Source organism: Aeromonas sp. 95A, assembly GCF_051919235.1.
In the GTDB taxonomy this organism is placed as follows: Bacteria; Pseudomonadota; Gammaproteobacteria; order Enterobacterales; family Aeromonadaceae; genus Aeromonas; species Aeromonas veronii.
In genome coordinates this window covers 1,220,720-1,245,638 of sequence record NZ_JBQBFC010000001.1, presented here as the reverse complement: position 1 = coordinate 1,245,638, position 24,919 = coordinate 1,220,720, and the positions used below count along the sequence as shown (strand labels likewise).

The 24,919-nt window shown below is 59.8% G+C and carries 22 protein-coding genes; 2 read left to right on the top strand and 20 right to left on the bottom strand.

Annotation, left to right across the window (positions count from 1 at the left end; all coding sequences use genetic code 11):
- Nucleotides 1-20: 20 nt before the first annotated feature.
- From uhpB to ACTG2U_RS05360, 7 genes are all read right to left on the bottom strand, one after another.
- The gene (gene uhpB / locus ACTG2U_RS05390) at nt 21-1,541 is read right to left on the bottom strand and encodes a signal transduction histidine-protein kinase/phosphatase UhpB (protein ID WP_439974161.1); all 1,521 of its coding nucleotides are present in this window, start codon (nt 1,539-1,541) and stop codon (nt 21-23) included.
- Nucleotides 1,538-2,128 carry a transcriptional regulator UhpA gene (gene uhpA, locus ACTG2U_RS05385; RefSeq protein ID WP_323905893.1) on the bottom strand — a complete coding sequence of 197 codons (591 nt, stop codon included), beginning with the start codon at nt 2,126-2,128 and terminating at the stop codon, nt 1,538-1,540. The genes uhpB and uhpA overlap by 4 nt, the downstream gene beginning before the upstream one ends.
- A 193-nt stretch (nt 2,129-2,321) precedes the next feature.
- Nucleotides 2,322-2,717 (bottom strand): nucleoside diphosphate kinase regulator, encoded by a 396-nt coding sequence (gene rnk, locus ACTG2U_RS05380; RefSeq protein ID WP_005334070.1) that lies wholly within the window; start codon nt 2,715-2,717, stop codon nt 2,322-2,324.
- Between the two features lie 245 nt (nt 2,718-2,962).
- Nucleotides 2,963-3,700 carry a substrate-binding periplasmic protein gene (locus ACTG2U_RS05375; protein ID WP_323905894.1) on the bottom strand — a complete coding sequence of 246 codons (738 nt, stop codon included), beginning with the start codon at nt 3,698-3,700 and terminating at the stop codon, nt 2,963-2,965.
- A gap of 82 nt (nt 3,701-3,782) precedes the next feature.
- Entirely contained in the window at nt 3,783-4,469 is a 687-nt protein-coding gene (locus ACTG2U_RS05370) for a hypothetical protein (protein ID WP_005359576.1), read from the bottom strand.
- 72 nt (nt 4,470-4,541) lie between these two features.
- Entirely contained in the window at nt 4,542-5,933 is a 1,392-nt protein-coding gene (locus ACTG2U_RS05365) for an alkaline phosphatase (protein ID WP_439974160.1), read from the bottom strand.
- An 11-nt stretch (nt 5,934-5,944) separates the two neighbouring features.
- Nucleotides 5,945-7,342 carry an alkaline phosphatase gene (locus ACTG2U_RS05360; RefSeq protein WP_439974159.1) on the bottom strand — a complete coding sequence of 466 codons (1,398 nt, stop codon included), beginning with the start codon at nt 7,340-7,342 and terminating at the stop codon, nt 5,945-5,947.
- A gap of 323 nt (nt 7,343-7,665) precedes the next feature.
- Here ACTG2U_RS05360 and ylqF point away from each other — a divergent pair, with 323 nt between their 5' ends.
- The gene (gene ylqF, locus ACTG2U_RS05355; protein ID WP_005334061.1) at nt 7,666-8,616 is read left to right on the top strand and encodes a ribosome biogenesis GTPase YlqF; all 951 of its coding nucleotides are present in this window, start codon (nt 7,666-7,668) and stop codon (nt 8,614-8,616) included.
- Nucleotides 8,617-8,773: 157 nt separating this feature from the next.
- On the opposite strand, the gene ACTG2U_RS05350 is transcribed toward ylqF, so the two are convergent.
- The 3 genes from ACTG2U_RS05350 to dinG all read right to left on the bottom strand — a co-directional run bounded on the left by ACTG2U_RS05350 (nt 8,774) and on the right by dinG (nt 12,644).
- Nucleotides 8,774-9,670, bottom strand: a complete 897-nt coding sequence (locus tag ACTG2U_RS05350) for a histone deacetylase family protein (RefSeq protein ID WP_439974158.1) — start codon at nt 9,668-9,670, stop codon at nt 8,774-8,776.
- Between the two features lie 99 nt (nt 9,671-9,769).
- Nucleotides 9,770-10,429, bottom strand: a complete 660-nt coding sequence (locus ACTG2U_RS05345) for a YccT family protein (protein ID WP_439974157.1) — start codon at nt 10,427-10,429, stop codon at nt 9,770-9,772.
- A 142-nt stretch (nt 10,430-10,571) separates the two neighbouring features.
- Nucleotides 10,572-12,644, bottom strand: a complete 2,073-nt coding sequence (gene dinG / locus ACTG2U_RS05340; protein WP_439974156.1) for an ATP-dependent DNA helicase DinG — start codon at nt 12,642-12,644, stop codon at nt 10,572-10,574.
- A 395-nt stretch (nt 12,645-13,039) separates the two neighbouring features.
- On the opposite strand from dinG, the gene ACTG2U_RS05335 reads away from it, so the two are divergent.
- Nucleotides 13,040-14,035, top strand: a complete 996-nt coding sequence (locus tag ACTG2U_RS05335) for a porin (protein WP_439974155.1) — start codon at nt 13,040-13,042, stop codon at nt 14,033-14,035.
- 229 nt (nt 14,036-14,264) lie between these two features.
- On the opposite strand, the gene tyrA is transcribed toward ACTG2U_RS05335, so the two are convergent.
- The 10 genes from tyrA to ACTG2U_RS05285 form a co-directional block, all read right to left on the bottom strand.
- Nucleotides 14,265-15,389 (bottom strand): bifunctional chorismate mutase/prephenate dehydrogenase, encoded by a 1,125-nt coding sequence (tyrA, locus tag ACTG2U_RS05330; RefSeq protein ID WP_439974154.1) that lies wholly within the window; start codon nt 15,387-15,389, stop codon nt 14,265-14,267.
- 135 nt (nt 15,390-15,524) lie between these two features.
- Entirely contained in the window at nt 15,525-16,598 is a 1,074-nt protein-coding gene (locus ACTG2U_RS05325; RefSeq protein WP_005344622.1) for a 3-deoxy-7-phosphoheptulonate synthase, read from the bottom strand.
- 409 nt (nt 16,599-17,007) lie between these two features.
- Complete coding sequence (gene glgC, locus ACTG2U_RS05320; RefSeq protein WP_439974153.1) at nt 17,008-18,309, bottom strand: glucose-1-phosphate adenylyltransferase; 1,302 nt, start codon at nt 18,307-18,309, stop codon at nt 17,008-17,010.
- Between the two features lie 280 nt (nt 18,310-18,589).
- Nucleotides 18,590-19,519 (bottom strand): protein translocase subunit SecF, encoded by a 930-nt coding sequence (secF, locus tag ACTG2U_RS05315; protein ID WP_439974152.1) that lies wholly within the window; start codon nt 19,517-19,519, stop codon nt 18,590-18,592.
- 151 nt (nt 19,520-19,670) lie between these two features.
- Nucleotides 19,671-21,473, bottom strand: coding sequence for a protein translocase subunit SecD (gene secD / locus ACTG2U_RS05310; protein ID WP_439974151.1), 1,803 nt, complete (start codon nt 21,471-21,473; stop codon nt 19,671-19,673).
- 158 nt (nt 21,474-21,631) lie between these two features.
- On the bottom strand, nt 21,632-22,066 hold the full coding sequence (locus ACTG2U_RS05305) for a hypothetical protein (RefSeq protein WP_005334044.1): 435 nt from the start codon (nt 22,064-22,066) through the stop codon (nt 21,632-21,634).
- A gap of 96 nt (nt 22,067-22,162) precedes the next feature.
- The gene (locus ACTG2U_RS05300; protein ID WP_005361577.1) at nt 22,163-23,020 is read right to left on the bottom strand and encodes a DUF6279 family lipoprotein; all 858 of its coding nucleotides are present in this window, start codon (nt 23,018-23,020) and stop codon (nt 22,163-22,165) included.
- Between the two features lie 3 nt (nt 23,021-23,023).
- Nucleotides 23,024-23,869 (bottom strand): phosphotransferase, encoded by an 846-nt coding sequence (locus ACTG2U_RS05295; protein ID WP_439974150.1) that lies wholly within the window; start codon nt 23,867-23,869, stop codon nt 23,024-23,026.
- Complete coding sequence (lpoB, locus tag ACTG2U_RS05290; protein ID WP_005344633.1) at nt 23,859-24,455, bottom strand: penicillin-binding protein activator LpoB; 597 nt, start codon at nt 24,453-24,455, stop codon at nt 23,859-23,861. Before lpoB ends, ACTG2U_RS05295 begins: the two co-directional genes overlap by 11 nt.
- Nucleotides 24,455-24,853, bottom strand: coding sequence for a YcfL family protein (locus ACTG2U_RS05285; protein ID WP_005334038.1), 399 nt, complete (start codon nt 24,851-24,853; stop codon nt 24,455-24,457). The genes lpoB and ACTG2U_RS05285 overlap by 1 nt, the downstream gene beginning before the upstream one ends.
- Nucleotides 24,854-24,919 lie beyond the last annotated feature (66 nt).

Sequence of the window (24,919 nt, the reverse complement as noted above, 5' to 3'; positions counted from 1 at the left end):
GGCAGGCCCTCTGGTGGTGATTAGCCATGACTTTCTTCCCGTCTGCGACTGGGCAGGTTGACCGTCAGCTGGGTGCCGTGGATGCAGGAGAGTTGCAGACTGCCACCGAGCGCTTGTACCCGCTCGCGAATGCCGAGCAGGCCATAGCCCTGTTGCGGGCGGCTTTCCGGCAGGCCGCGGCCATCATCTTCCAGCACCAGTTGCAGCTGCTCGCCGCTGGCACGGGCGCGAATGGTGACCGAGTGGGCGTTGGCATGTTTGACCACGTTGTTGAGCCCCTCCTGACAGACCCGAAACAGGGTGACCCGCTGGGCATCCGAGAGATCCCCATCCGCCAGCTGCCACTCCAGCCGGGTGACGATGCCGTGACGCTCCAGCTCCAGCTCCCGCAGCAGTGCCCGTACCGCCTGTTCCAGAGTCATGTCGTCGAGCTGGCGCGGGCGCAGCCGCCCGAGCAGGCCGCGCACCGCGTCGTAGATCCCGAGCGACAGTGTGTCGATGAGGGTGCTGCTCTGGCCCACCCCGGCGTTGTCGGGGGCGAGGCGGCGCACGATCCCTGCCTGGGTTCGAATGGCTGTGATGGTCTGGCCGATGTCGTCGTGCAGCTCGCGCGCTACCTCCTTGCGGATGCTCTCCTCGGTCTCCAGCAGCCGCTCGGTGAGCTGGCGATTGTGGGCGAGCTGGCGGGTCAGCGCCTGATTGAGTTCGCGTTGGCGCTGGATCCCGGCACCCAGCAGCAGGCCGGTGAGGCTCTGGGCCAGCAGGGAGAGCAGCAGATCCAGCGGGTGATCGTGCCAGGCCTGACTGGCCAGCAGGGCGATGGTGTTCATCAGGGTGGCGAGCAGCGCCCCTTGCCAGCCGTAGCGCCACGCCATGGCGATGATGGGGATGGCCAGACAAAACGGGGTGAAGCGTACCAGCGAGTTGGGCAATCCCAGTTGCAGCCAGAGGCTCAATACGAACAGCAGCAGATACCAGACCAGATGGCGAAAGCGCCACTCTACCGGCTGATCCACCAGCGCAGGCCCCAGCGGCACCCAGGTGGCGCGGGTGAGGTAGTGCCAGATCAGCATGCAGGTGGAGGTCAGCGTCAGCCCGCCGGTCAGGCTGAGCAGCAGGGCCGAGAGGCCATCTTCCCTGGCCAGATGCCAGAGCAGGGCTTGCAGCAGCGCCGCCGCCGTGACGGTGGCGAGCAGCAGCAACAGTTGCTGCCAGTCGTTGCGCACCTGTTGGCGACGGGCAATCAGCAGCGGTAGCAGGGTCAGCAGACTGCCTGCGACCAGCCAAGGCCAGTGGGGCAGCCCCACCTCCAGATTGAGCCAGTAGAGCAGCAGCCCTTCGCACAATAATAGCGGCGGCCAGTAGTGGCCCGGGCTTTGCAGCAGCAAGCCGAGGCGCAGGCCGAAGGGGAACAGCAGCACCGCCAGCGCCGGGCCGCCCGCCAGATGCAGGCTGATGCTCCAGAGGCAAAACCAGCCGGCGGCAAAGATGAAGCAGGCCGCCAGCGTGATGGCGACATAGCTGGCAAAACGGGAGATCACCAGCTATCCAGCATGCGGTGGGCCAGCTCGACGTTGTTGCTGACCTTGAGCTTGTCCATCAGGTTGGCGCGATGGACGTGAACCGTCTTGGGGGAGAGTCCAAGCTGCTCGGCGATGGCCTTCACCTCCAGCCCCTGTGCCAGCAACTGGGCAATCTCCCGCTCCCGATTGGTGAGGGGATCCCGGCTGCTGCTGGCCAGTTTCTGGGCGATGTCCGGCGTAAGATAACACCCCCCCTGGGCGGCGGTGCGTACGGCGGCGATCAGCTCGTCCGGACTGCAGCGCTTGGAGAGAAACCCCTTGGCGCCAGTTTGCAAGGCCTGCTCGATGAGGGCCGGGCTGTCGTGCACCGAGAGCATCACCACCGCAAGGCCGGAGGGGAGCTGCTTGAGCAGATCCAGCCCCGATTGGTCGGGCATCGAGATGTCGCAGACGCAGACTCGCGCCCCGCAGCCGGGCAGGCCGGCAAGAGCGTCGCTGGCGGAGCCGAATTCGGCGACCACCTGCAGGTCGGGCTCCAGATTGAGCAGTTGGGCAAAACCGGATCGGACGATCTGGTGATCGTCGATGAGGGCAATTTTTATCATGATGTCAGCCTGAAATTCGGTGCGTCATGACCATGACGCGGCCAACAAGATACCTGCCCCCCGAGTCAGGCTCAAGCAGCAGCAGGAAAAGGGGCTAAAAACCGGGGGACAAGGTGCGCAAAGCTTGATCGGGATCAGCTGGCAAGGGCGAGCAAGCGGGCTGATCAACAGGGGGATGACCAGCCCGGGGGACTCAGCGGTGCAGCTCGCCGGCGCGTTCCGGCTGATAGACCACTTCCAGAATTTCGACCTCGATGGTGCGACCGGCCGGGCCCGGCCAGGCGATGCTGTCGCCCACTTTCAAGCCGAGCAGGGCGCTGCCCACCGGCGCCAGTACCGAGATATTGCTCTCGTCGCCCTTGGCATCGCGCGGATAGACCAGGGTGAGGCAGAACTCGTTGCCGCTGCTCTGCATCTTGAAGCGCACCTTGCTGTTCATGGTGACCACGTCCGGCGGCATGTCGGCCGGTTCGCGGATCTCGGCGCGGTCCAGCTCCTCTTGCAGGGCCAGATGCTGCGGGTGGTTGCCGAGCAGTTGTTCGATACGGTCCAGATCAAGGCTGGAGATAACCAGATGAGGTTGTTTCATAAGATATTCCTTATCAATAGCGGATAGGCCCATACCGGCGGGTGCAGGTTGGCCATCACACTGGGTGTTACAAAAATGGATTCAACAGGTTTAAGCGATTGAAAATGCCATGCCCCCAAGCGACTCGCGGCCGAAGGAGCGAGGTGGGGGCTCAGCAGGGTGTGAGCAAATGCGAGGAAATAGCGAGTATTTTCATGGGGCTACCATAACCATTCTGGCCGGCCTTGGCAACCGTGATTGAGTGACTACTCAGGAGCCTGATAGTTGTACTGACGGATGATCCGCGCCAGTGTGCCATCATGGCGCATCTCGTCTATCACGGCTTGCCAGCGACGTCCCTCGGTGAAGGAGAACTCCTTGCTGGCGGCGACATAAAACTGGGTACGCATAAGAGTCTCCCCGCGTACCAGCCGGTCGGTTGGCAAATCACCAAGGCGCTGGTTGTAGAGGATGGCGTTCCAGGCGGCCACCCAGGCATCGATACGGCCCCGATGCAATTTCTGGGCATTGAGCTTCTCGGTGGCCACGGTATCACTTTCAAGCTTAAGTCGTTGTCTCAGCAGATGCTGACCGAAGGAGTAGCGCAGGGTGCCGATCTGCAGCGGTGGGAGATCTGCCACTTTGAGGGGAGAAGGATGAAAGCGGCGATCGCTGACGATGACAAAATCGTCATCGAGTATCGGTGTTACCCAGTAGTAGAGGTGTTCCCGTTGAGTGCTGCGTACCGGCGGGATCAGCAGCACATCCTTGCGGTGGATAGCCTGAGTCAGGGCTCTGGCCAGTGGCATCAGCTCGATGGTGAGCGGTTCTTTGAGGCGTCGCGCGGCCTCTTCCATGATCTCGATGGCGACACCGCTTGGTTTGCCGTGAGAGGAGCGAATGACATAGGGGGGCAGCTCGGCCGCCACCAGCACAATAGCCTGGGCACCGGTGTTCACCAGCAATAACAGCAGGGCAAAAAAGGGCAGGCAGAGAGCGCGCATCAAGGTCGTGAGCCAGAGTCGAATATGCAGAGTGTAACATTCCTGCCTGCGTTGTCGTTGTGCCTGCTGAGGGGTTGGGATCTCAGTCGAAGAAATCCCGCAGATCGCGCACTTCGTAATCAGCGAGTTGCTGCCAGGGGAGCTGAGCAGGCAGCTTGCGCAGGGTTACCTCCATCCGGTAGCTGCGATAGCCGTCGAGACTGGCCGATTCGACCACCAGCGGGATCTGCCACTGACTCGACCAGAGAATGCGGGTTCGTTGCTGCCCTTCGCGCTTTTCATACCAGCGGGCTTGCTCGGGGGCGGCCTCATCCAGTGGAGTCATCCCCTCGATCAGCACCGGGTTGACGAGATGGCGGATCCGCAGCCAGTCGGGCTTGAAGGCCACCTGGCCATACTCTTCCACCGGCACTTCAACCAGCTGGTTGTGCCAGCTGTCGGCATAGCGCAACTGAAGTTCACCCTCATCACTGCGGCTGACCCAGCGGGCCGCCATCTGGTGGGTAAAGTGCTTGTGGCCGGGCGTGGCGTCGTGAGTGGCGTGATAGGCACGGGCAAGGGGGAGGGGAATGAGCCGTTGGCTCCACACCTGATTGCCCACCCGCAGCCACTTCTCTTGCCAGACACTCTCTCTGGCGATGCCATCGCTGCCGGTATTCCGGTCGTGATAGCTGATCCGGGCGGCGAGGTCCGGGGGCGTGTCGTCAGCATGCAGGGGGAAGGCGAGGGTGCTGCCAAGCAGCCATAACGAAAGCAAAAGTCGCATCATCATCTGTCGCTCGAAAGAGCCGGGGCCCGGGCCGCTGAGTCGATTGCTCAGATGCACCCGGGCCCCTGCTGCTTACAGGCCGAGCGCCTCCCGCAGTTTGCCAAACACCTTGGTGTTATCCAGCGTGCCTTTGAAGCGGTTGCTGCCGGCGCCATCGGCAAACAGCATCACATCGCCGCCACCGTGGGTTTCCGATGTCAGTTTGACGCCGGTCTCCTGCAGGTAGTCATTGGCCATCACCTGATCGCTGGTGAGGACCGGGCGCACGGCCGCACGATTGGGGCCGTTACCGAACACCAAGGTGGTGAAGGGCTTGCCATCCACGTCGTTCTGGGTCGAGCCGTCGCCATTTTTCACCAGATCCAGCACCGGATTGCCCTTGGCGGAGTAGCCGTTAATGGTCATGGTGTGGTCATGGTCGGCGGTGACCACTATCAGGGTATTGTTGAGATCCACTTTACCCAGCGCCGTCTTGACCGCCTCATCCAGTGCCACCGCGTCGGTGAGCGAGCGCTTGGCGTTGGTGCCGTGCAGGGCATGATCGATCCGGCCGCCTTCTACCATCAGGAAGTAACCCTGACTGTTCTTGCTCAGTAAATCGATCGCCTTGGCGGTCATTTCGGAGAGGGACGGCTGGGTATTGGCAGCCCCCTTGGCGACCCGATCCAGCTCGTAGTCGAGGTGGGATTTGCTGCTGAACAGACCGAGCACCTTGCCACTGGTGACCTTGGCCAGTTCACTTTGGGTGGTGACATAGCTGTATCCCTGCGCCTTCATCTCGGCGGTCAGGTCGCGGTTGTCATTGCGACCGCCCTTGTTGCTGGCGCTGTAGGGGGTCCAGTGGTTGGCACCACCGCCCATCAGTACATCGACCCCATCTCCCAGCGCCTGGTTGAAACCTGCGCCTCCCGGAACAGCTTGTGCAGCGATGTCATAAGCGGCATCCCGATGGCAGATGTGGGCGTAGGTGGCCGCCGGGGTAGCGTGGGTCAGCTCGGTAGTGGTGACGGCCCCGACCGATTTGCCTGCCGCCTTGGCCAGCTCCAGGATGGTGGGCACCGGCTTGCCGTTATCGCTGCTGCAATTGTTGACGGTTTTGTTGCCATTGAGATCTTTGCCGGGGGCGACGGCTTTGGTGTCGCTGCTCATGGCGATCACCTCGTTGTTCATCTTGACCCCGGTGGTGTAGGCCGCCATGGAGGGGGCCGAGTCGGTGGTCTGGGCATCGTTGGAGAAGGTCTTGATGCGGGCACTGCGCGGCAGTTTCATCATCTCCAGATTGCCCTCTTCCCCCACCTTGAACAGGCGGGTGGCGGTGAGCACGGTGGGGCCCATGCCATCACCGATAAAGAGAATGACGTTTTTGGCATCACCGGCCTGTGCCTGGGAGGTTGCGCCCAGCGCACTGAACAGGGCGGCGCAGACCAGCGTGTGCTTGATGGATGTGTTCATCTGTTTGCTCATGAAAGTGCTCCTTACAGCTTGGCCGCAGCCTTGATCTTGCCGAACACGGCGGTGTTATCGAGTGAGCCATGGAAGCTGTCAGCCCCCTTGCCGATGGCGCCGAGGAAGACATCGGTGCCGCCGTGGGTCTCGTTGCCGATCTCGCCTACCTTGACCACCACTTCCTGGTGGTAGTCATTGGCGGAGACGGTGGCATCGTCGAGCGGGGCGACGCTGCTGCGCGGACCATCCACCCGGTTGTAGCCGTTGCCAAAACCGATGATGGTGTAGGGCATGCCCTCGCTATCCTTGCTTGGCTCGCCAGTCTCGTAGTTCTTCACCAGCCCGAGTACGCCGGGGTTGTCGGCGGTGGTCTTGCCGGTGCGTTTGGCATAGCCGTTGAGCACTAGCGTATGGTCGTGGTCGGCGGTGACCACGATCAGGGTGTTTTTCAGCTCGGGGTCGCTCTTTTTCACCTCGTCGATGGCGGCCTTGATGGCGTTGTCGAAGGCGATGGTGTCCTGCAGCGCCCGCTTGGCGTTGGTGTCGTGCAGGGCATGGTCGATGCGGCCCCCTTCCACCATCAGGAAGTAACCCTTCTCTTTGCCCTTGAGCTGCTTGATGGCGGCCAGGGTCATCTGGGCCAGTGACGGCTCGCTGGCGGGACGGTCAAGGTCATATTTCATGTGGCTGGAACCAAACAGACCCAGCAGCGGCTTGCCCGCATCGGCCTTGTTCAGCTCATCCAGATTGCTGGCAAACTGGTAGCCCTTGGCCTGCATTTCGCTGATGAGGTTGCGGCCATCCTCCCGCTTGCCCTTGTCAGCTTTGGGCAGGAAGAAACTGCTGCCGCCACCGAGCACCACATCCAGCCCCTCCTTGAGGGCGCTGTTGTAGCCTTTGCCGCCCGGTACCAGCTGGACGGCGATATCTGCTTCCAGATCTCGGTTGCAGATATGGGCATAGGTAGCCGCCGGGGTGGCGTGGGTCACCCGGGTACTGGTTACCACACCGGTACCGCGGCCATCGGCTTTGGCCAGCTCCAGCAGGGTAGTCACCGGCTTGCCGGCGCTCTTGCTGCAGTCGCTCTCATAGGTGGCATCGCCGTCCATGCTGATGACGCCGTTGTTGCTCTTGACCCCGGTCATGTAGGCCGCCATGGAGGGGGCCGAGTCAGTGACCTGAGCATCGTGGGAGAAGGTCTTGATAAAGGCCGTCTCTGGCAGGGTATCGATGGTGAGATCACCCTCTTCGCCGACACCGTAGATGCGGGCGGCCGTCAGGGTGTTGAGGCCCATGCCGTCACCGAGGAAGAAGATGACGTTGGTGGGTTGGGCTTCGGGCTTGGTCGCCACCGTGTCATTGTCTGATTTGCAGCCGGCAGCCAGGGCGGCGCCGATCATCACTGCAAGTCCTGCCATTTTTCTCATTGGGGTTCGCTCCTTGTAAAACCTGAGCGCAGCCTAGAGGGGGCAGATGACACTTTTACTGACTATCGGTGACGGTTGTGTGAAAAAGTGATAAAAATGTTACTTTATATCAATATGTTATCTGTCAATTGAGCGAGTTGGCCCGGTCGTTCCCGGCTGCTTTATTTCGTCTCGGCGGTTTGCTGATTTGATGAGGTGATGGTTAGAATGACCTGTCAAAAGAGGCCCGCAGCAGGTAAAATGCGCCCCCTTCGTTCGATGCCCGCGGCAGAGCGCCTGTTGTTCCATGCGCGCGCCCGCAGCCCCCACAGAGAGTCACGGATATGTCCATCAACTGGTTTCCCGGTCACATGCACAAGGCCCGCAAAGAGATTGCCGAGGTCATGCCCCAGGTCGATGTGATCATCGAGATGCTCGATGCCCGCATCCCCTTCTCCAGCGAAAACCCGCTGGTGCCCGAGCTGCGTGGTGATACCCCGGTGATCAAGGTGCTGAACAAGGCGGACCTGGCCGATCCGGCGATCACCGATCTGTGGGTGGCGCACATGGAAAAAGAGAAGGGGATCAAGGCGCTGCCGCTGACGCAACAAGAGCCGGAGAAGATCAAGCAACTGCTGACCCTCTGCCACGAAATGCTGCCGGAGCGCAATTTTGAGCTGCGCGGCGTGCGGGCGATGATCATGGGGATCCCCAACGTGGGCAAGTCCACCCTGATCAATACCCTGGCGGGGCGCATCATCGCTCGCACCGGCAACGAGGCGGGAGTGACCAAGTCCCAGCAGCGGATCAAGCTGGATAACAACGTCATCCTGACCGATACCCCGGGGTTCCTCTGGCCCAAGCTCAATCCGCCCTCCTGTGGTTATCGTCTGGCTATCACAGCGGCCATTAAAGACACGGTATTCGACTATGCCGATATCGCCATGTTCGCCGCTGACTACTTCATCAAGGCCTATCCGGAGCGGATCAAGGCGCGCTACCAGATTGACGAGTTGCCCGAGACCGAGATCGAGCTGTTGGAGATGATCGCCCGCCAGCGGGCGTTTATGCGCAAAGGGGGGCTGGCCGACCTGCACAAGGCGTCCGAGATCCTGATTAACGAGTTCCGCTCCGGCCTGCTTGGCCGTATCTCGCTGGAGACGCCGGAGATGGTGAGCGTCGAGATTGTCGAAGCCGCCGCAGAAGCCGAGCAAAAAGCCAAAGAGAAGGCCGAGCGGGAAGAGGAGCGTCAGGCCCGCGCCCGTCGCAAGTACGCCCGCAAGCGTCAGAAATAGTTACCTTCAGGCTTCCCAAGTTTGCCTGACAACGAGCGAGCTTGTGTGACCCAGATGACGAAACACGAAGAGGCGACCCCAGGGTCGCCTCTTCTGTTGTATCTGGTGAAGTGCCCGCCCACTTCTGATGGGGTGTCCGCGCTATAAAGCCATGCCATCAGCCAAAACGGTGGCGCGCTATTTCAAACAGCGACATATGAAGCGGGATCAGCTGTTGCCAGTCGCGGCGATAGCCGCCACCGGGCACCGCCGCGATGGGCAACCCATGCTTGATTGCACAGTCAAATACCATGGCATCGCGCAGGCGAACCCCTTCATCGCTCAGGGAGAGATAGCCAAGCTCGTCGGCATGATGCACATCGACGCCCGCCTGATAGAGGATGAGATCCGGCGCATAGAGACGCAATGCCAGCGAGAGTGCCTGTTGCAGTGTGGTGAGATAGGCATCGTCTGCCATGCCGCTTGGCAGCGGAAAGTCGAGGTGAGAGGTGGCTTTTTGATGGGGGAAGTTGTGCTCCCCATGGAGGGAGAGGGTGATGATATCGCGCCGCCCGGTGCACAGGGCCGCACTGCCATCTCCCTGATGCACATCGAGAACGATGATCAGCACCTGTTCACAGCGCCCCTCGTCGAGGCAAGCCTGGGCGGCAATCACCAAATCGTTGAACAGACAAAAACCGCAGCCGTGATCCCGATGGGCGTGGTGGTAGCCACCGGAGATCTGCAAGCCGCAGCCCTGCTCAAGTGCATAGCGGCTGGCGGCAATAGTGGCACCGACCGAGCGCAAGGTGCGCTCCATCAGCATGGGTGACCAGGGAAAACCGATCTTGCGGATGGCGCGATCTTCCAGCTGGCCGTTCAGGGCGGCCGCGACATAATCGGCATCGTGAATGCGACAGATTTGCTCCCGGGTAGCGGCGGGCGCTTCGCCCAGGGGGTAACCCTGCACCTGCAGGTGCTCAAACAGCCCCTGATATTTGGCCAGCGGGAAGCGGTGGCGCTCGGGTAGCGTCAGGGAGGAGTAGAGGGGGTGATAGAAAATATGCAGTGACATCAGGGCATGGTTCCATCGGTGCAGAGATGAACCTGGATATGAAAAAGGGGAGCCAGGCTCCCCTTGTCATTCCCGACAGGTCAGGATGAAGGTCCCGGATTACTGCTGCTGGATAACCCATATCTGGAAGGCTTTACGGGTTTCCGCATCCGCCTTGTTGTACCAGTTTTGCAGCTGGGTCAGGGCTTCCGGATTGCTTTGCGCTTTGCTGGGTGCAACCTGAACCGGTGCGCTGGCGGCAGCCATCACGGCAGCAGAGGAGACGGCAACGGTTTTGGGCTGGTTGAAAGCTTTGCCCATGTTGATCAGCTCTTGCTGATAGTCACGGGTCAGCTGGAAGCCCTCTACTTTCGGCATCACGAACTGTTCGCTACTCACTTGCTGACCACTGACCTTGTCTTTCAGCGCCACTTTCTGCTCTTTGACAAACTGCTTGGCTTCGGCTTCATTGCGGGGCTTTTTATAGTCCAGCACCAGCTGTTGGTTGTCGGCGGCAGTGAAGTTCAGTACCAGCGGCTCGGCGGTGACCAGTTTGATTTCATTACGGCTGGAGTAGTTGCCTTCAAAAGCGACGACCAACTGGTGTTTGCCAGCAGAGAGGGGGAAGGTGCTGGTTTTGTCGAGCAGCTGGGGGTTGATGGATTGACCATCGATCAGCTGGACGACATAAGGGGTGGTCACTTCCAGTTTGGCATCAGCCAAGGCGCTACCGGCCCACAACAGACCAGCCAGCGCCGGAACCAGAACAGTCAGTTTCATTTCATCTCCTTGAACAGTCAGGCGATTGCCCACTGAAAACAGGGGCTCATTTTTACAGGTTTGGTCTACTGCGGCAATGGCTCTTTCTGGAGGTGTATGTTCGTGCAGTTGTCAGTTCATTTATCAATAACGGCATGCTTATTTATTCGATCCGCCGTGTAAACGGGGGGAGGGCATCAAGTAACCCCTTGCCATAACGTTTGGTCAGCAGACGCCGGTCAAGAATGGTGACTCGCCCCCGATCGGCCTCTTTGCGGATGAGGCGGCCACAGGCCTGGATCAGTTTGCGCGATGCCTCCGGCACCGTCAGTTGCAGAAAGGGGTTGCCTCCTCGCTGCTCCACCCACTCGGCGGTAGCCTCCTCGACCGGCGAGTTGGGCACCGCAAAGGGGAGTTTGGTGATCACCAGATTGGTGAGGTAGTGACCCGGCAGATCCAGCCCCTCCGAGAAGCTGCCGGTACCAAACAGGATGCTGGCTTGACCGCCATCGCATTTCTGCTTGTGCAGGGTGAGCAGTGCATTGCGGGAGGCTTCCCCCTGCACCAGCAGTGACAGTCCCTTGGCTCGCAAGCCAATGGCCACCTCATTCATCTGGCGGTAGGAGGAGAAGAGCACCAGACTCGCCTCCTTGCCCGCCAGAATACGTGGCAGCACGCTGATGAGTTCATTGGTAAAGGCTGGCGAGTTGGGTTCGTGCTCCATCTTGGGCAGATAGAGCTCGGCTTTCTGGTAGTCAAAGGGGGAGCGCAGGCGCAGATAGCGGGTACCGTCGTGCTCCTTGAGCCCCACCTGATGGCGAAAATAGCTAAAGGAAGAGAGGGCGGTGAGAGTCGCGGAGACCAGTACGGCCCCCAGACATTTCGACCAGAGCCACTCCTCCAGCAGATAGCCTACCTCAATCGGTGAGGCGTGCAGCCAGATATCGCCGTCATCGCTCTTGGCCATCCAGCGGGCGAGCGGGGTTTTACCGGTCGGCACATGGCGCCCCAGCATCTCCCACAGGGCGCAGAAACTCTCCAGCCGCTGCAGATGAAAACCGCTCTCGGCCAGCAGGGGTTCGGCCTCCTTGCGGCGGATCTCGCCATCTTTCAGCGCTTCACCGATGGCCCCCTGCATCCGATCCAGCGCCCGCAGCGCCTTCTTGCTCGACTCCTTGAGATTCTCCGCCAGCATGGGCAGGGGATCCGGCAATACCCCTTCGGCGAAGCGGTAGTGAGGTTCACTGCCAAACAGCCGATCGTTGGCGCTGAGCCACTGCTCGACCGCCTTCAGATCAGGCTGGATGGAGGCCAGCGCATCCTGCAGTTTGAGTTGGGGGTCGAGCAGGCTCTCCTTATTAAGCGTCCGCGCCAGCTTGCCTGCACTTTGTACCAGCTTCTCCAGCCAGCGGCGCGAGCCTTTGACGCTGGCCGATGCCGCGCCGTGATCCCGGGCGATGGTGGGCAGGTGATGGGCCTCATCCAGCACATAGATGCACTCATCAGGGGGCGGCAGAATGATGCCGCCGCCCATGGTGAGATCGGAGAGCAGGAGTGCATGGTTGACGACCAGCACATCGGCGCTCTCCATGTCGTTGCGGGCGCGATGAAAGGGGCAGTGCTGGTGATGGCTTAGCGCCTTGTTGCAGGTGTGGCGGTCTGCGGCGATGCGATCCCAGCAAGTGTCGGGAATGGGCTCCGGCCAGTTGTCCCGATCCCCGTCCCACTTGCCATTGGTGTAGGCCTGCCACAGGGCCTGGTAGCGATCCTTGTCGCTGTCAGATGGTTTGGTTTTGCTCAGACTGCCAAAGTCGAGCTCGAAGTTGGCCATCTCGGCGCCACTGGCTGCCTGTTCCAGTAGATGTTCGCAGCAGTAACGCTGACGCCCCTTGACCAACATAAAGCGAAACGGCAGCTCGCTGTGGCGATGGTAAAAAGGGAGGTCTTTGTGGATCAGCTGCTCTTGCAGGGCCACTGTGGCGGTGGAGATCACCAGCTTCTTCTGGGTGAGCCGCGCCACCGGGATGGCGCCCTGCGCATAGGAGAGAGATTTACCGATCCCGGTTCCTGCTTCGGCAACCAGAATACGGCGCTGTTTGTCATACTCGCCGGTCAGGGTCTTGGCGATCTCGGCCACCAGAAAGTTCTGCTCTTTGCGCGGCACAAAACCGGGTAATCCATCGGCAATCTGGCGATAGGTTTGACGAATGGTGGCTTTAAGGCGAGTAGAGAGCATGAAGAGAAGGCCAGTTAGGGGTTAATCGAAGAACAAGGATACCCGCAACCCCTCGGTGAGGTCGAGGCAACAGCCATTATCACGGCAGTTTTACGCTGATCAGACCACTTTGGTTGTTTATCAGGTAGTTAGCAGTGTTTGCATGCAAAATAGACTATTTGAGCCCAAATAATCAGCAGGATTCATTGTAAACGTTTTCCCTTGGTCTCGCTGATAAGTGAGAGTTGGCTCACATTTTTTTCTCCATGACCATGATTTCCCTAAAAAGTTCCAAGTTTTTTCATTGCGGTTCAAAAAATCCGGTGCTAGTCTCGGCGGCATAGTGATGCAAAGAACATCGCTAACACAGGGAATAACAACAACTTAGTGTTTAATTACAGTAGGCATTGGAAACTATGAAAAAGACAATTCTGGCTATTGCTATCCCGGCTCTGTTTGCATCCGCCGCTAACGCCGCAGTGATCTATGACAAAGACGGCACTCAAGTAGGCATCACCGGTAACCTGCGCTCCCAATTTGTAAGTGATCACGATAGCGACGCTGAAGACCTCGCTGGCCGTGCACGTATCGGTCTGGGTGCCAAAGTCGCCCTGAACGATACTTGGTCTGGTCTGGCCAAGGGTGAGTGGGAACTGACCTCAAATAAGTCTGGTGAAACATCCGCGGATAAAGACATCACCTCCCGTGAGGTATATGTCGGTCTGGATGGCTCCCAGTACGGCATGATCCGTTTCGGTCAGCTGGACACCGTGTTCAACGACGTTATCAACAAGGCTGATATTGCGAATGAAAACTCTGGCTTGGCCAGTGTCTACGATGGCCGTCAGGAAGGTCAGGTTCGTTACGACGGTCAGTGGAACGGCGTCTCTTTCGGTGCCAGCTATATTACTGCCAACGATAAGTACGATGCTGACAGCAATAACGGTCAAAATTTCAAAGGCGACTTGGATAGCGGTTTTGCCGCCAAGCTGGGCTACGAAGCCCCGTTCGGTCTGGCGCTGATCGCCGGTCTGGAGCAGAAAGAGTTTAACAAGACTTCACCGCTCTCAATTGATAGCAAGAAGGATTGGGGTCTGGGTGCCTCCTATACCCTGGAAGGCCTCTATCTGGGTGCCTCTTACAGCGACTCCAAAGTTAAAGACTTTGCTGGTAATGAAGAGAAGACTCGCGGTTACGAGCTGGCAGCCTCTTACAATGTGGATGCATGGACTCCGTATGTGGTTTACAACAACGCCGATAACAAAGATACCAATTATCGTGCTATCTACACCACTCTGGGCCTGACCTACAACTTCACCAGCAACTTCCTGGCTTACAGCGAATATGTATTCGACAACGCGGAAGTTAACAGTGACGACATCGTCTACGCAGGTCTGCTGTACGCATTCTAATTAATGCGCCGATGAGGTGACCCCCGAGGTTGCCTGCCATCAGCGTTAAACGGGCGGTCAGAGTGAACTCTGGTTGCCCGTTTTTTATGGGATATTATCTCTGTTGCTATAGTAAGATAGAGTTGAAAAATGGCCGGGATATCCCGGCCATTTTATGTTTATCCCCCCGCGTATTCACAGCCCTGATTGCTGCACATCATTCCTGCCGGATCTCGCCCCGATTAATCATTCACCCTGCCCGGCGGTCGTTGGCCTGGGCCAGCAGCATGCGGCTTTCCCGCAGGAACTGGTCGGCATGCTCGCCGAAGAAACCGGAGACTTGCGAGAAGGCATCGATGAAACCGTCCCTGTCCCCCCGCTCCAGTAGCCCCAGCGCTTCGCCGAAGTTTTGGTAGTAGCGGCGGATCATCGCCAGATTCTGCGGTGACGACAAAATGATGTCGGCATAGAGGTGGGGATCTTGGGCAAACAGCCGCCCCACCATGGCCAGCTCCAGCCGGTAGATGGGGGAGCTCAAACTCAGCAGGCGATCCAGATTGGCCTGCTCCCGGGAGAGGTGCCAGCCATAGGCAAAGGTGGCGAAGTGACGCAGTGCCTGAATGAGGGTCATCGCCTCATCGTGGGCCTTGGCTTCCACCTGTTGCAAGCGGGCGCCCCAGATGGTCATCTGATCCAGCAGCCATTGGCTGGCGGCGGGGTCACGACCCTGGCAGCAGACGATCACCTGCTTGGCGAGACTCGCCACATCCGGCCCGAACATGGGGTGCAGTCCCAGTACCGGCCCTTGGTGCACCGCCAGCATATGTTCGAGCGGCGCCGCTTTCACGCTGGTGACATCGACCAGCAGGCAGTGGACGGGCAGGTTGCCGAGGCGGTCGATGATTTGGCAGGTGATATCGATGGGCACCGCCACCATCACCAGACCGGCTCCGGCGAGGATCTCGTCAGCGCGCGGCCAGTCGGCTTGTTCCAGCGTCTCGACCCGATAGCCTGAGAGGCTGAACATATGGCCGAACAAGCGGCCAAGCTGGCCCTGACCACCGATGATGATCACTTTGCCAAGGTCCGGCTTTATGCATTTGAAGCCGGTATCTTTCTCGCTGGCATAAGATTCACGCATCACCCGGCGCAGCACGTCTTCGATGAGATCGCCGGGCACCCCTAACTGCTCAGCCTCGGCGCGGCGGCGGGCCAGCATGCTCGCTTCCCGATCCGGTGCATAGATGGGCAGGCCGTGGCGGCTCTTTACCTCACCCACTTCTCCCACCAGGGCCAGACGGGCGGCCAGCAGATCGATCAGCTGCTTGTCCACCGCATCTATCTTGTCCCTGAGTACATTCAACTCTTCAGCCATATCCAGTCCCTGCTGGCGCCGCGAGCGGCGGCGCCCTGAAATTCAAGATGCAACAAGGTATCACGGCGTGAGCGGCTTGATGCCACCAGCAGTGATACCTCGATTGTTCAATAGGTTACGCCAAGATACCACGGCTTACCGCGCAGTTCTGCCCTTGAGAGGGTCAGCCAGCTGGTTGTGGCAGCGGGCCAGCAGGGTAGCGGTGGTGTCCCAGTCGATGCAGGCATCTGTGATGGAGACCCCGTAGCGCATCTGCTGCTTGGGCTGCTCGCTGGACTGGTTTCCCTCGAACAGGTTGGATTCGAGCATCACCCCGATGATGGAGCGGTTGCCCTCCTGGATCTGGTGGATGACGTTGTCGGCCACCTTGGGCTGCAAACGGTGATCCTTGCTGGAGTTGCCGTGGCTGCAATCCACCACAAGGCTCGGCAGCAGGCCCGCTTTCTCCAGCGCCTCTTCCGCCAGCGACACGTTGACCGAGTCGTAGTTGGGATGTTTGCCGCCGCGCAGGATCACGTGGCCATCCGGGTTGCCCTGGGTCTGCAACAACGCAACTTGGCCCTGCTGGTTGATCCCCATAAAGGCGTGAGGGGAGGAGGCCGCCTGCAGCGCATTGATGGCGGTCCCCAGGTTGCCGTCGGTGCCGTTCTTGAAGCCGACCGGCATCGAGAGGCCGGACGCCATCTCCCTGTGGGTCTGGGATTCGGTGGTGCGGGCGCCGATGGCTGACCAAGAGAAAAGTTCGGCCAGGTATTGCGGGCTGATGGGGTCGAGCGCCTCGGTGGCCAGCGGCAACTCCAGCTCCGCCAGCCAGCAGAGCAGCTCGCGGGCACGGTGCAGCCCCAGCTCCACATCGAAGGTGCCATCCAGATTGGGGTCGTTGATAAAGCCTTTCCAGCCGACCGTGGTGCGCGGCTTCTCAAAGTAGACCCGCATGACAATGTAGAGAGAGTCCTGATAGGCATCATGCAGCGCTTTGAGTCTGGTTGCGTACTCTTTGGCGGCGTCCATGTCGTGGATGGAGCAGGGACCACAGATCACCAGCAAGCGGTGATCGCGACGGTGAATGATGTCGGCGATGGTATTGCGGGCCCCTTGCACGAATGCCAGCGCCTTGTCGGAGATGGGTAACTTCTCCTTGAGCTGGGCAGGCGTGATCATCACTTGTTCGGACTGGATGTGGATGTTGTTCAGGGGGTCTCTTTGCATGATTTCATTCTCTCTACTGTATTAAGTCAAAAGCGATTGTACCGATATGTTTACGTTGGTACCTGCTTTGTTACGCAACCGCCCTCACCTTACCAAGGAAAAACAAACAATCAAGTGAAACTAGCGGATTTACCGCTAAAAAGTCAGATAAAGGAGCTGCTATATAGCGCGAACAGGAATAATACAGAGGTTTTTTCGGAGGAATAATGGTTTTTGTGTAATTTAATGTTTACGATTTGAGGGCGTAAAGGCTGCGTTGCCCAGCTGTTTACCCACAGTAAATGGTATCTCTGGGAGACTGCAACGCGATGGCAATGATGGTGTGAGGTGGCTATCTGGTCAGCCATAGAAAGAGGGAGCCATGATGGCTCCCTTTGCGGTAGGAAGGGGGATCCCGTCTGGCTGCGGATCAGCGCTTTTGTTTTTCCTGCAGCTCTTTGTTCAGGCGAGTGAGCATCCCCTGGGTGACCAGCACTATGCCCTGCTCGGAGCGGTGGAAGCGACGTGCATCTTCATCGGCGTTTTCACCGATCACCGTGCCTTCCGGCAGTTTGCACCCCTTGTCGATCACCACCCGGCGCAGTCGGCAACCGGCACCAATCTCCACACCCGGGAAGATAACGGCCTGATCCAGAGTGCAGAAGGAGTCGACCCGCACATTGGTAAAGAGCACCGAACTCAGGATGAAAGAGCCACTGACGATGGTGCCCCCGGCAAACATGGAGTTGATGGTCATGCCGTGCTGACCGTTTCGGTCCTGCACGAACTTGGCGGGAGGAGTCATGTTCTGACTAGTCCAGATGGGCCAGTCCTGATCGTAGATATCCAGCTCCGGCGTGACGGAGGCGAGATCCATGTTGGCTTCCCAGAAGGAGTCCACGGTGCCCACATCGCGCCAGTAGGGGCGGCGATCCGGACAGCAGCCGACACAGGACATGCCAAACGGGTGAGCGAATGCGGTGCCCTCTTTCACCACGCGGGGGATCACGTCCATGCCGAAATCGTGATGGGACTGCTCGTTGGCAATGTCCTCTTCCAGCAGCTGATAGAGATACTCCGCATCGAAGATATAGACGCCCATGGAGGCCAGCGCGGTGTCGGCCTTGCCCGGCATGGCGGGCGGGTTGGCCGGTTTTTCGACGAAGGCATTGATCTTGCGATCATCATCCACTGCCATTACCCCGAAGGCGCTTGCTTCACTGCGTGGCACCTCGATGCAGGCCACGGTCACCTTGGCGCCCATATTGACGTGATCGAGCAGCATGGCGGCGTAATCCATCTTGTAGATGTGATCGCCCGCCAGCACCACCACATATTTGGGGGCGTGATCACGGATGATATCCAGATTCTGGTAGACCGCATCGGCTGTGCCGCGATACCAGTTCACCTCATCCACCCGCTGCTGGGCAGGGAGCAGATCGATAAACTCGTTCATCTGGTAGCGCAGGAAAGACCATCCCGATTGGAGATGGCGCAACAAGCTGTGGGACTTGTACTGGGTAACGACACCGACGCGGCGGATGCCGGAGTTGATGCAGTTGGAGAGCACGAAGTCAACGATACGGAACTTGCCGCCGAAATGGACGGCCGGCTTGGCACGGTTGTCGGTTAACTGTTTGAGGCGACTACCCCGCCCTCCTGCGAGCACCAAGGCCATGGTCTCGTTCAGCAACTGTCTGGCTTTTGCTGTATTGGCAGGTTGTAACAACATCTCAATATCCCTTTGTAGATAACCCACTACAATCTAACTTTCTTCGAGCGCTGAAGAAAGTGTTTTCAGTCACATTTTTTGGCTTTCAGCGTAATTAAATGACTTTTTTGTTATTAAAAGTGATGGATTGGCTCGTTATTGCTGTCAATGTGAACAGTTGTCAATTTGGTCGGATCGAGCGACAAACTCGGCGGCGAGAGGTTGAGGGATGGGATGGAAAAAGCCCCTGCCAATGGTTGGCAGGGGGCCGGTTAGTTGGGGCTCGGTGAGCTGGCCCTGGTTAATAAGGGTCAGGCTGCATGTTGGCCAGTGGCTCCTCGCTCTTCTTCTGGTAGGCCTGCGGGGTGAGGCCCAGCAGCTCCTGCACGGTCGAGGCGACGGTGATGGAGGAGACTGTGCCCACCAGAATGCCGGCGAACAGGGTGAAGGAGAAGCCGTAGAGGGCGTCACCGCCAAACAGCAACAACGCGCCCACGGTAAACAGGGTGGTGCCCGAGGTTATCATGGTGCGACTGAAGGTCGCCTTGATGGCCACATCGGAGCACTCGTGGATCCCCATCTGGGTGCGTGAGCTGAGCAGGTCCCGCAGCCTGTCCGAGATGACGATGCTGTCGTTGAGGGAGTAGCCGATCACCGCCATCAAACCGGCGATGATGTTCAGATCGAATTCGATCTGAAAGAGTGACAGCAGCCCCAGCGCTACGATGGCGTCATGGACCACCGAGAGCAGGATGCCGATGGCCTGACGCCACTCGAAGCGAAACGCCAGATAGGCCGACATCGCCAGCGAAGCGACCAGCACCGCCAGCATCCCCTGCTGGAACAGTTCGGCACCCACCTGAGGGCCGACGATGGTGGTGCGCAGCAACTCGACCGGCATTCCCAGCTGTTGGGTCAGCATGGTGGCGAGGTCCGCCGCGGGCCAGGGCAGTTCGTGGGGGGGCAGCCTGATCAGCCACTCGCCGGGAATACCGGCCGAGCTCAGCTCAAGGGCTCCCGCCAGCGGGGAGACCAGCATGGCATTGAGCTCATGGGCCTCTTTCAGGGTCTGGATATGAAACTCCAGCAGGATCCCGCCGGTAAAATCGAGCCCCAGTGTCAGGCCGTTCACCAGCAAGATGGCAACGCTGGCCACGGTCAGCAGGATGGAAGCCCACAGGCCAATATAACGCCAACGGGTCAGCCCCATGGCAACGATCATTCTCAACATAATTCTCTCCTTGGCCAGCCAGCATCTGGCTGTTGGCCCATCACGACGTGTCGCGACACGCCGGGAAAATAGTGTTCTGCTTTGGCCGCTCCGGCCATATCCATGGCCGATGGCGCTGCCAAAGCCGCTCATCAGCGGGACTGCGGTCCCGTTACACCTTCAGCGTGCGCTTGCTGCTGCGTCCCCACAGGGGGTTGATGATGGCGCGCGTTCCCCAGATCCCGGTGATCATGCTGGAGAGCAGGCCCAGAATGAGGGTGATGGAGAAGCCCTGCAGCGGCCCGGAGCCGATGGAGTAGAGCACCACAGCGCAGATGAGCGTAGTGATGTTGGCATCGAATATGGTGTGGAAGGCCGAGCGATAGCCAAAGTCGATGGCGTTGGCCAGTGAGCCCCCTTCTCGCAGCCGGTCCCTGATCCGCTCGAAGATCAGCACATGGGTATCCACCGCCATGCCCACCGTCAGCACCAGACCGGCGATCCCCGGCAGGGTCAGCACGGCGCCCGGCAGCACCGCCAGCATACCGACCTGCATCAACAGGTTGGCGACCAGTGCCGTGATGGCAACCCAGCCGAATTTGCGGTACCAGGCCATCATGAACAGCATCATGCCTGCCATGCCGAAGGCCAGCGCGGTGAAGCCTGCCTCGATATTCTGCATCCCCAGCGTCGGGCCTATACTGCGTTCCTCCAGGATCTTGAGAGGGGCGGTGAGGGCGCCGGCGCGCAGCAGCATGGCCAGCTCTTGCGCCTCCGGCAGACTGCCAATGCCGGTGATGCGGAACTGGTTGCCAAGGGCGGTCTGGATGGTGGCGACGTTGATCACCTCGCTCTGGGCACGCAATTTACCCTGGGCGTTGGTCTTGTACTCGGTGAAGACGGTCGCCATCGGCTTGCCCACATGCTGGCGGCTGAACTGGTTCATCTTGCTGCCACCGAGGGTGTCGAGCACGATATTGACCTGGGGCTGGCCCATCTCGCCCATGTTGGCGCGGGCATCGACGATGTGCTCGCCGGTCAGTACCGGCTTGCGCGCCAGGCCGACGGCCTGACCGTTGCGATCGGCGATGTAGAAATGGCTGTCGGCTTTGGCCTCGTAGAAGGCCAGCGAGGCGGTGGCGCCGATCACCTCTTTCGCCTGCTTGGGGTTGTGCACCCCGGGCAGTTCGATACGGATACCATCCTGCCCCTGACGCACCACCGAGGCTTCGACGATGCCGAGCTCGTTGATCCGTTTTTTCAGGATCGACAGGTTCTGGGTCACGGCGTTGTTGACCAGCAGGGTACGCTCAGCCTCGCTCAGCACCAGTTTCAGGTCATTGCCGGAGCGGGTCAGCTTCCACTGATCCTGCCGGGTACCGGCACTCTCCTTGATGATGGCGAGCCAGCTCTCCTGTTCGGCCACCTCCGGCAGGGTGACGGCTACGGCGCCCTGTGCCGTGCGCGTGACGCTGGCGCCGCGCAGATTGGCTTCACGGAAGCGGGTGCGCAGAGTATCCACCAGATTTTTGGTCTGATTGTCGAGGACAAAGCCCACGTCTACCCCGATCAGCAGCTGGGAGCCGCCACGCAGGTCGAGCCCCAGCTTGATGGGATCGGCGCCGAGGCGGGTGATCCAGGCCGCCGCGTTGGCGTGAAACTCTAGGGTCAGGGCGGCACTGTCGACCCCTTGCTGCTCCAGCAACTGCTTGGCGCGCTGCTGATCGCCCTGACTGGCAAAGACCAGCTCGACCCGCTCAGGTTGCTCGATCACCTTGACCGGTGTCAGGTGTTTGTCGCTCAGCAACATCTGCTGCTGAGCGGTCAGGCGCTGCTGTCCGTGCAGGCCGAGGGAGGGCTGCTCACCGAAAAAGGTGGGCAGGGAGTAAAAGGTAAAGGTCAACAGCATCAACAGCAGCAGTGCGTACTGCCACTTGCTCATGCGGTTGAGAACGGTGCGATTGCTCTTTCTCATGGCAAACAAGCCTCTGTCAGGAGAATGGTGCCCGGGCCGATAGCAACAAGGCTCGGCAAGGCGCAAAAAATGGAATGCATCAGATGCGGATCAGGCAGCCGCCGGATCCGTCAGGAAGAGGAGATGAGCAAACAGTGGATGCGCCAGCCCCTCCGGGGTCAGGCGCTCAGATAGCTCTGGGTGAAGCGGTATTGCAGATGTTGGCGCTGTAGATGGCGCCGGTGGATCGCACCGAAGCGATCGCGAAAACTCTGTTTGTGATAGAGCTCGGGGGCCAGCATCAGCCAGCCGAGCAGCAACAGCAGGATGGCCTGGGCCGACCAGCTCTGGATCAGCTCGTAGACCACACTCTTGGGCTGGTTGTCACTGCGCAGGGATTGTTCGAGACGCAGCAGGTGATTCTGATGGCTGCCGACAAACTTAATGATGCCATCATCGCTGTCGCTAAGCTGATTGAACACCTGAGTCTGCTGCTGTTCACTCTGGGGAGATGCGGGTAGCAACGGACCTTCCATTCGGGCGATGGAACAAAGCAGGGTGAGGGCGATAACCAGAGTTACCAGCACCAGTTTTACTTTGTCGATAAGGCGCAAAAAGTTAATTCCCGATAAATAGAAAGGGCAAACTACCATAAGCGCCCGGTTTGAACAAGGTTGCCCCGGGCGCATGGCACCATTCGATGCTGGCTGTCAGCTGCCGCTCATCTGCTTGAAGTCGCGGGCATAACCCTTGAGCAGGGAATAGAGATGGGCCCGCTGGGAGATATCCAGCGACTGGCTCATGGCGCTCAGCCAGTTGACGGTACGCTGGCGCGACTGCTCGGTATAGCCGGTAAAGCGGCCATCCATCAGCCCATCCCCCTCGGCCAGCAGGTCAGTCAGCTCGCGGGTAAAGTCGGGACTCTGGCGCTGCTTCATCAGCCTGTCCAGCTCCTGGGTCCAGGACTCCTGAAACTCGAGCCAGGGGGGCATCAGCTCGTATTGCCATTCGGCCCACTGGGCCACCAGTGGCGCCTGTGCCGGTTTCACCTCGCCAATCCAGAACTCGAGCCGCTTGTTCATCTTGTCACGAAACTCCGCCAGCATCTGCTCTTTGGGCTCAGTGGCAAAGTCCTTTTGCCGTTCCTGTTGCCGCTTGACCCGATCGGTCATAAAGCGGGCCACCTGCTCGTCGGTCAGGGTGCGCGCCAGCCTGACCGCACGGGGGATAGTGTTTTCCAGCGTGCGGGTCAGGCTCTGCTGCACCGCATCTAGGTTGGTCGAGATCTGCTCAGGCGTCATGGGGCTGGCCACCGCCTTGGCCAGTGCATCGAGATCCCTGGCGTAGCGCGGCAGCTCGTGCTGGCGGTGCCAGGCCATCAGCCCCTTCACTTCGCGGCTGAGCAGATCCTTCTGCGAATAGGAGAGGGCAAAGTAGTCATCCAGTTGCCAGATGATGGCGGTATCGAGCCAGTAGTAGATCACCCGGGTGGAGCAGCCGGTCAGCAGCAGGCCGATCAGCAGCAGACCCCAGGTTTTCGGCTTGTGCCAGCGCACCTTGTTTATCATCTGTTACTCCAGTCGTTGCCGGTTGATGGCGATCAGGGTGTCATAGTCGAGTGAGGGCTGTTGCTCTGCCATCAGCAGGGCCCAGAGTAGGCCGATATAGTCGACCCAGGGTAAAAATGCCTCGCTCTGAAAATCGGGCCACTGGTGGCGCGGCACGGCCTGCAGATAGTGCGCTTCCAGCTCGTCGCGCCGCTCGGCGGGCCACTCATGGGTGCGCTGGATGCTGGCGAGCTCAAAGCCGGGGTGACCTGCCGCGCCATACTCCCAGTCGATGACCCAGGGTTTGCTTCCCAACAAGTTAGCCGGATTGAGATCATGGTGGCAAGGGCGCCAGCAATCATTTGGCTCACTGATGGCGAGCAAGCTCCGCTCCAGGGCGGGCAGCCAGGAGGGGATGTGGGCCAGTCTAGCGCGATAGCCTGCGGCGTGAGCCCGCACCGCCATCACCACCGCAGGCAGCGGCAGGCGATGGAGCTTGCGCAGCACCTCCGCCAGCAGACGGGGCTGATCGGCTGCCGGTGGCGCCGCGTGTACCCAGTTTGGCTCATCGCACCATTCGAGCAGCATCAGACCGCTGGCGGGATCGCCATAGTGGCAAGGCAGCGCTAGTCCTTCGGCTATCGCCCCCTGATAAAGCTGCCACTCGGTGGGGCGGTCGATGCCAAGGCGCATCGGGTCGGAGTGGCCCTGACGCAAAAAGTAACTGCGCCCCGAGGGGAGGCGCAGTCGATAGTTGCAGTTGGTCAGGCCTAACCCGAGTGGTTCCAGCTGCCCCTCCCGCCAGGGGGCTGGCAGGCTGGCCAGCAGCGGATCACAGTTGCCCGTCAGTGGGAGCCGGTTACCAGCCAAAGGTGGATTTCTTCGCCTGTTTGCGGATCTCTTTCTGATCGGCCCACAGCAGTTCGCCGTTTTGCAGGTCCATCAGGTTCATGGTCATCTGGTAATAGACATCCTTCACCTTGCCATTGTCTTTGACGATGCTGCTGAGGTTGCCATAGACCATGTAGCGGGCGCCGGTCTGCTTGCCTAGACGGACCATGGAGGCCGGGTCTACCATGCCGCTGCTCTGCTGGTATTCGAGCTGCTGTTTGACGGCGGCGACCTTGCTCATGTCGACGAAGCGGAATTTGCCGGCCCGCAGCAGCTTGGTGCGGATGGTATCGGTGATGGCTTCGGTATCGATGTGCTCGGAGGTCTTGTTGCGGATAGAGTCCATAAACATCACCGGACGACCGCCTGCGGTGATCTCGCTGGTGGCGGGGGAGGCGAGCATGGAGTCCGCCATCTTGTCGGCGATGGCCTGCAGGTCGCTTGAGCCGTAATCGACGGTGACGGTTTCGGTTTCGGTCGGATCGCCATAGCTGACGGTGGTGCTGGAGCAGCCGCCTAAGAGCAATGCAGAGGTCAATATCAGCAGGGCATGATTCATTTTCATCAGTAGGATTCCTCAATCACTTCGCGTACGTAAATCCGGTAACCCTGCGCCGCCGGGCTGGGCGCCAGGGCCGAGAGGGTGCGGGTCTGATAGCCATGCAGCTTGATGGGGGTCCAGCCGCGGCCATCGCTGGCGACCTCCTGACCGGCCTCATCATACCAATAGAAGATATATTGCAGCTTGTTATCGCCGCGCTGGGTGCTGGCGGCGGCCACATTGACTTGCAGCAGGCCATTTTGCTGGCGGCGGCTCAGCTCGGTCAGGGTGACGTTGACGTTTTGATGCTGCTCCAGCGTGGGTGCACCGCCCGCCGGGCCATAGAGCGCCACGCCGGAGGTGTTGGTGGCACAGCCGGTCAGCAGCAGCGCGAGCCCGAGGGCCAACCCGTATGCTTTCATCTTGCTCTCCTTAATCGGGGTGAGTGGGGCCGCGTGTGAGCCTGCCCGGTTAATTGTCTTGCTCAT

What these genes read in the sequence shown, in the direction of transcription:
- ACTG2U_RS05345 (WP_439974157.1), bottom strand. Translation starts at nt 10,429, where the DNA reads ATGAAACTGACTGTTCTGGTTCCGGCGCTGGCTGGTCTGTTGTGGGCC.
- rnk (WP_005334070.1), bottom strand. Translation starts at nt 2,717, where the DNA reads ATGAAACAACCTCATCTGGTTATCTCCAGCCTTGATCTGGACCGTATC.
- ACTG2U_RS05370 (WP_005359576.1), bottom strand. Translation starts at nt 4,469, where the DNA reads ATGATGCGACTTTTGCTTTCGTTATGGCTGCTTGGCAGCACCCTCGCC.
- lpoB (WP_005344633.1), bottom strand. Translation starts at nt 24,455, where the DNA reads ATGAAAATGAATCATGCCCTGCTGATATTGACCTCTGCATTGCTCTTA.
- ACTG2U_RS05325 (WP_005344622.1), bottom strand. Translation starts at nt 16,598, where the DNA reads ATGCAAAGAGACCCCCTGAACAACATCCACATCCAGTCCGAACAAGTG.
- uhpA (WP_323905893.1), bottom strand. Translation starts at nt 2,128, where the DNA reads ATGATAAAAATTGCCCTCATCGACGATCACCAGATCGTCCGATCCGGT.
- ACTG2U_RS05365 (WP_439974160.1), bottom strand. Translation starts at nt 5,933, where the DNA reads ATGAGCAAACAGATGAACACATCCATCAAGCACACGCTGGTCTGCGCC.
- ACTG2U_RS05335 (WP_439974155.1), top strand. Translation starts at nt 13,040, where the DNA reads ATGAAAAAGACAATTCTGGCTATTGCTATCCCGGCTCTGTTTGCATCC.
- ylqF (WP_005334061.1), top strand. Translation starts at nt 7,666, where the DNA reads ATGTCCATCAACTGGTTTCCCGGTCACATGCACAAGGCCCGCAAAGAG.
- ACTG2U_RS05360 (WP_439974159.1), bottom strand. Translation starts at nt 7,342, where the DNA reads ATGAGAAAAATGGCAGGACTTGCAGTGATGATCGGCGCCGCCCTGGCT.
- dinG (WP_439974156.1), bottom strand. Translation starts at nt 12,644, where the DNA reads ATGCTCTCTACTCGCCTTAAAGCCACCATTCGTCAAACCTATCGCCAG.
- ACTG2U_RS05375 (WP_323905894.1), bottom strand. Translation starts at nt 3,700, where the DNA reads ATGCGCGCTCTCTGCCTGCCCTTTTTTGCCCTGCTGTTATTGCTGGTG.
- secF (WP_439974152.1), bottom strand. Translation starts at nt 19,519, where the DNA reads ATGTTGAGAATGATCGTTGCCATGGGGCTGACCCGTTGGCGTTATATT.
- glgC (WP_439974153.1), bottom strand. Translation starts at nt 18,309, where the DNA reads ATGTTGTTACAACCTGCCAATACAGCAAAAGCCAGACAGTTGCTGAAC.
- tyrA (WP_439974154.1), bottom strand. Translation starts at nt 15,389, where the DNA reads ATGGCTGAAGAGTTGAATGTACTCAGGGACAAGATAGATGCGGTGGAC.
- ACTG2U_RS05350 (WP_439974158.1), bottom strand. Translation starts at nt 9,670, where the DNA reads ATGTCACTGCATATTTTCTATCACCCCCTCTACTCCTCCCTGACGCTA.
- secD (WP_439974151.1), bottom strand. Translation starts at nt 21,473, where the DNA reads ATGAGAAAGAGCAATCGCACCGTTCTCAACCGCATGAGCAAGTGGCAG.
- ACTG2U_RS05300 (WP_005361577.1), bottom strand. Translation starts at nt 23,020, where the DNA reads ATGATAAACAAGGTGCGCTGGCACAAGCCGAAAACCTGGGGTCTGCTG.
- ACTG2U_RS05285 (WP_005334038.1), bottom strand. Translation starts at nt 24,853, where the DNA reads ATGAAAGCATACGGGTTGGCCCTCGGGCTCGCGCTGCTGCTGACCGGC.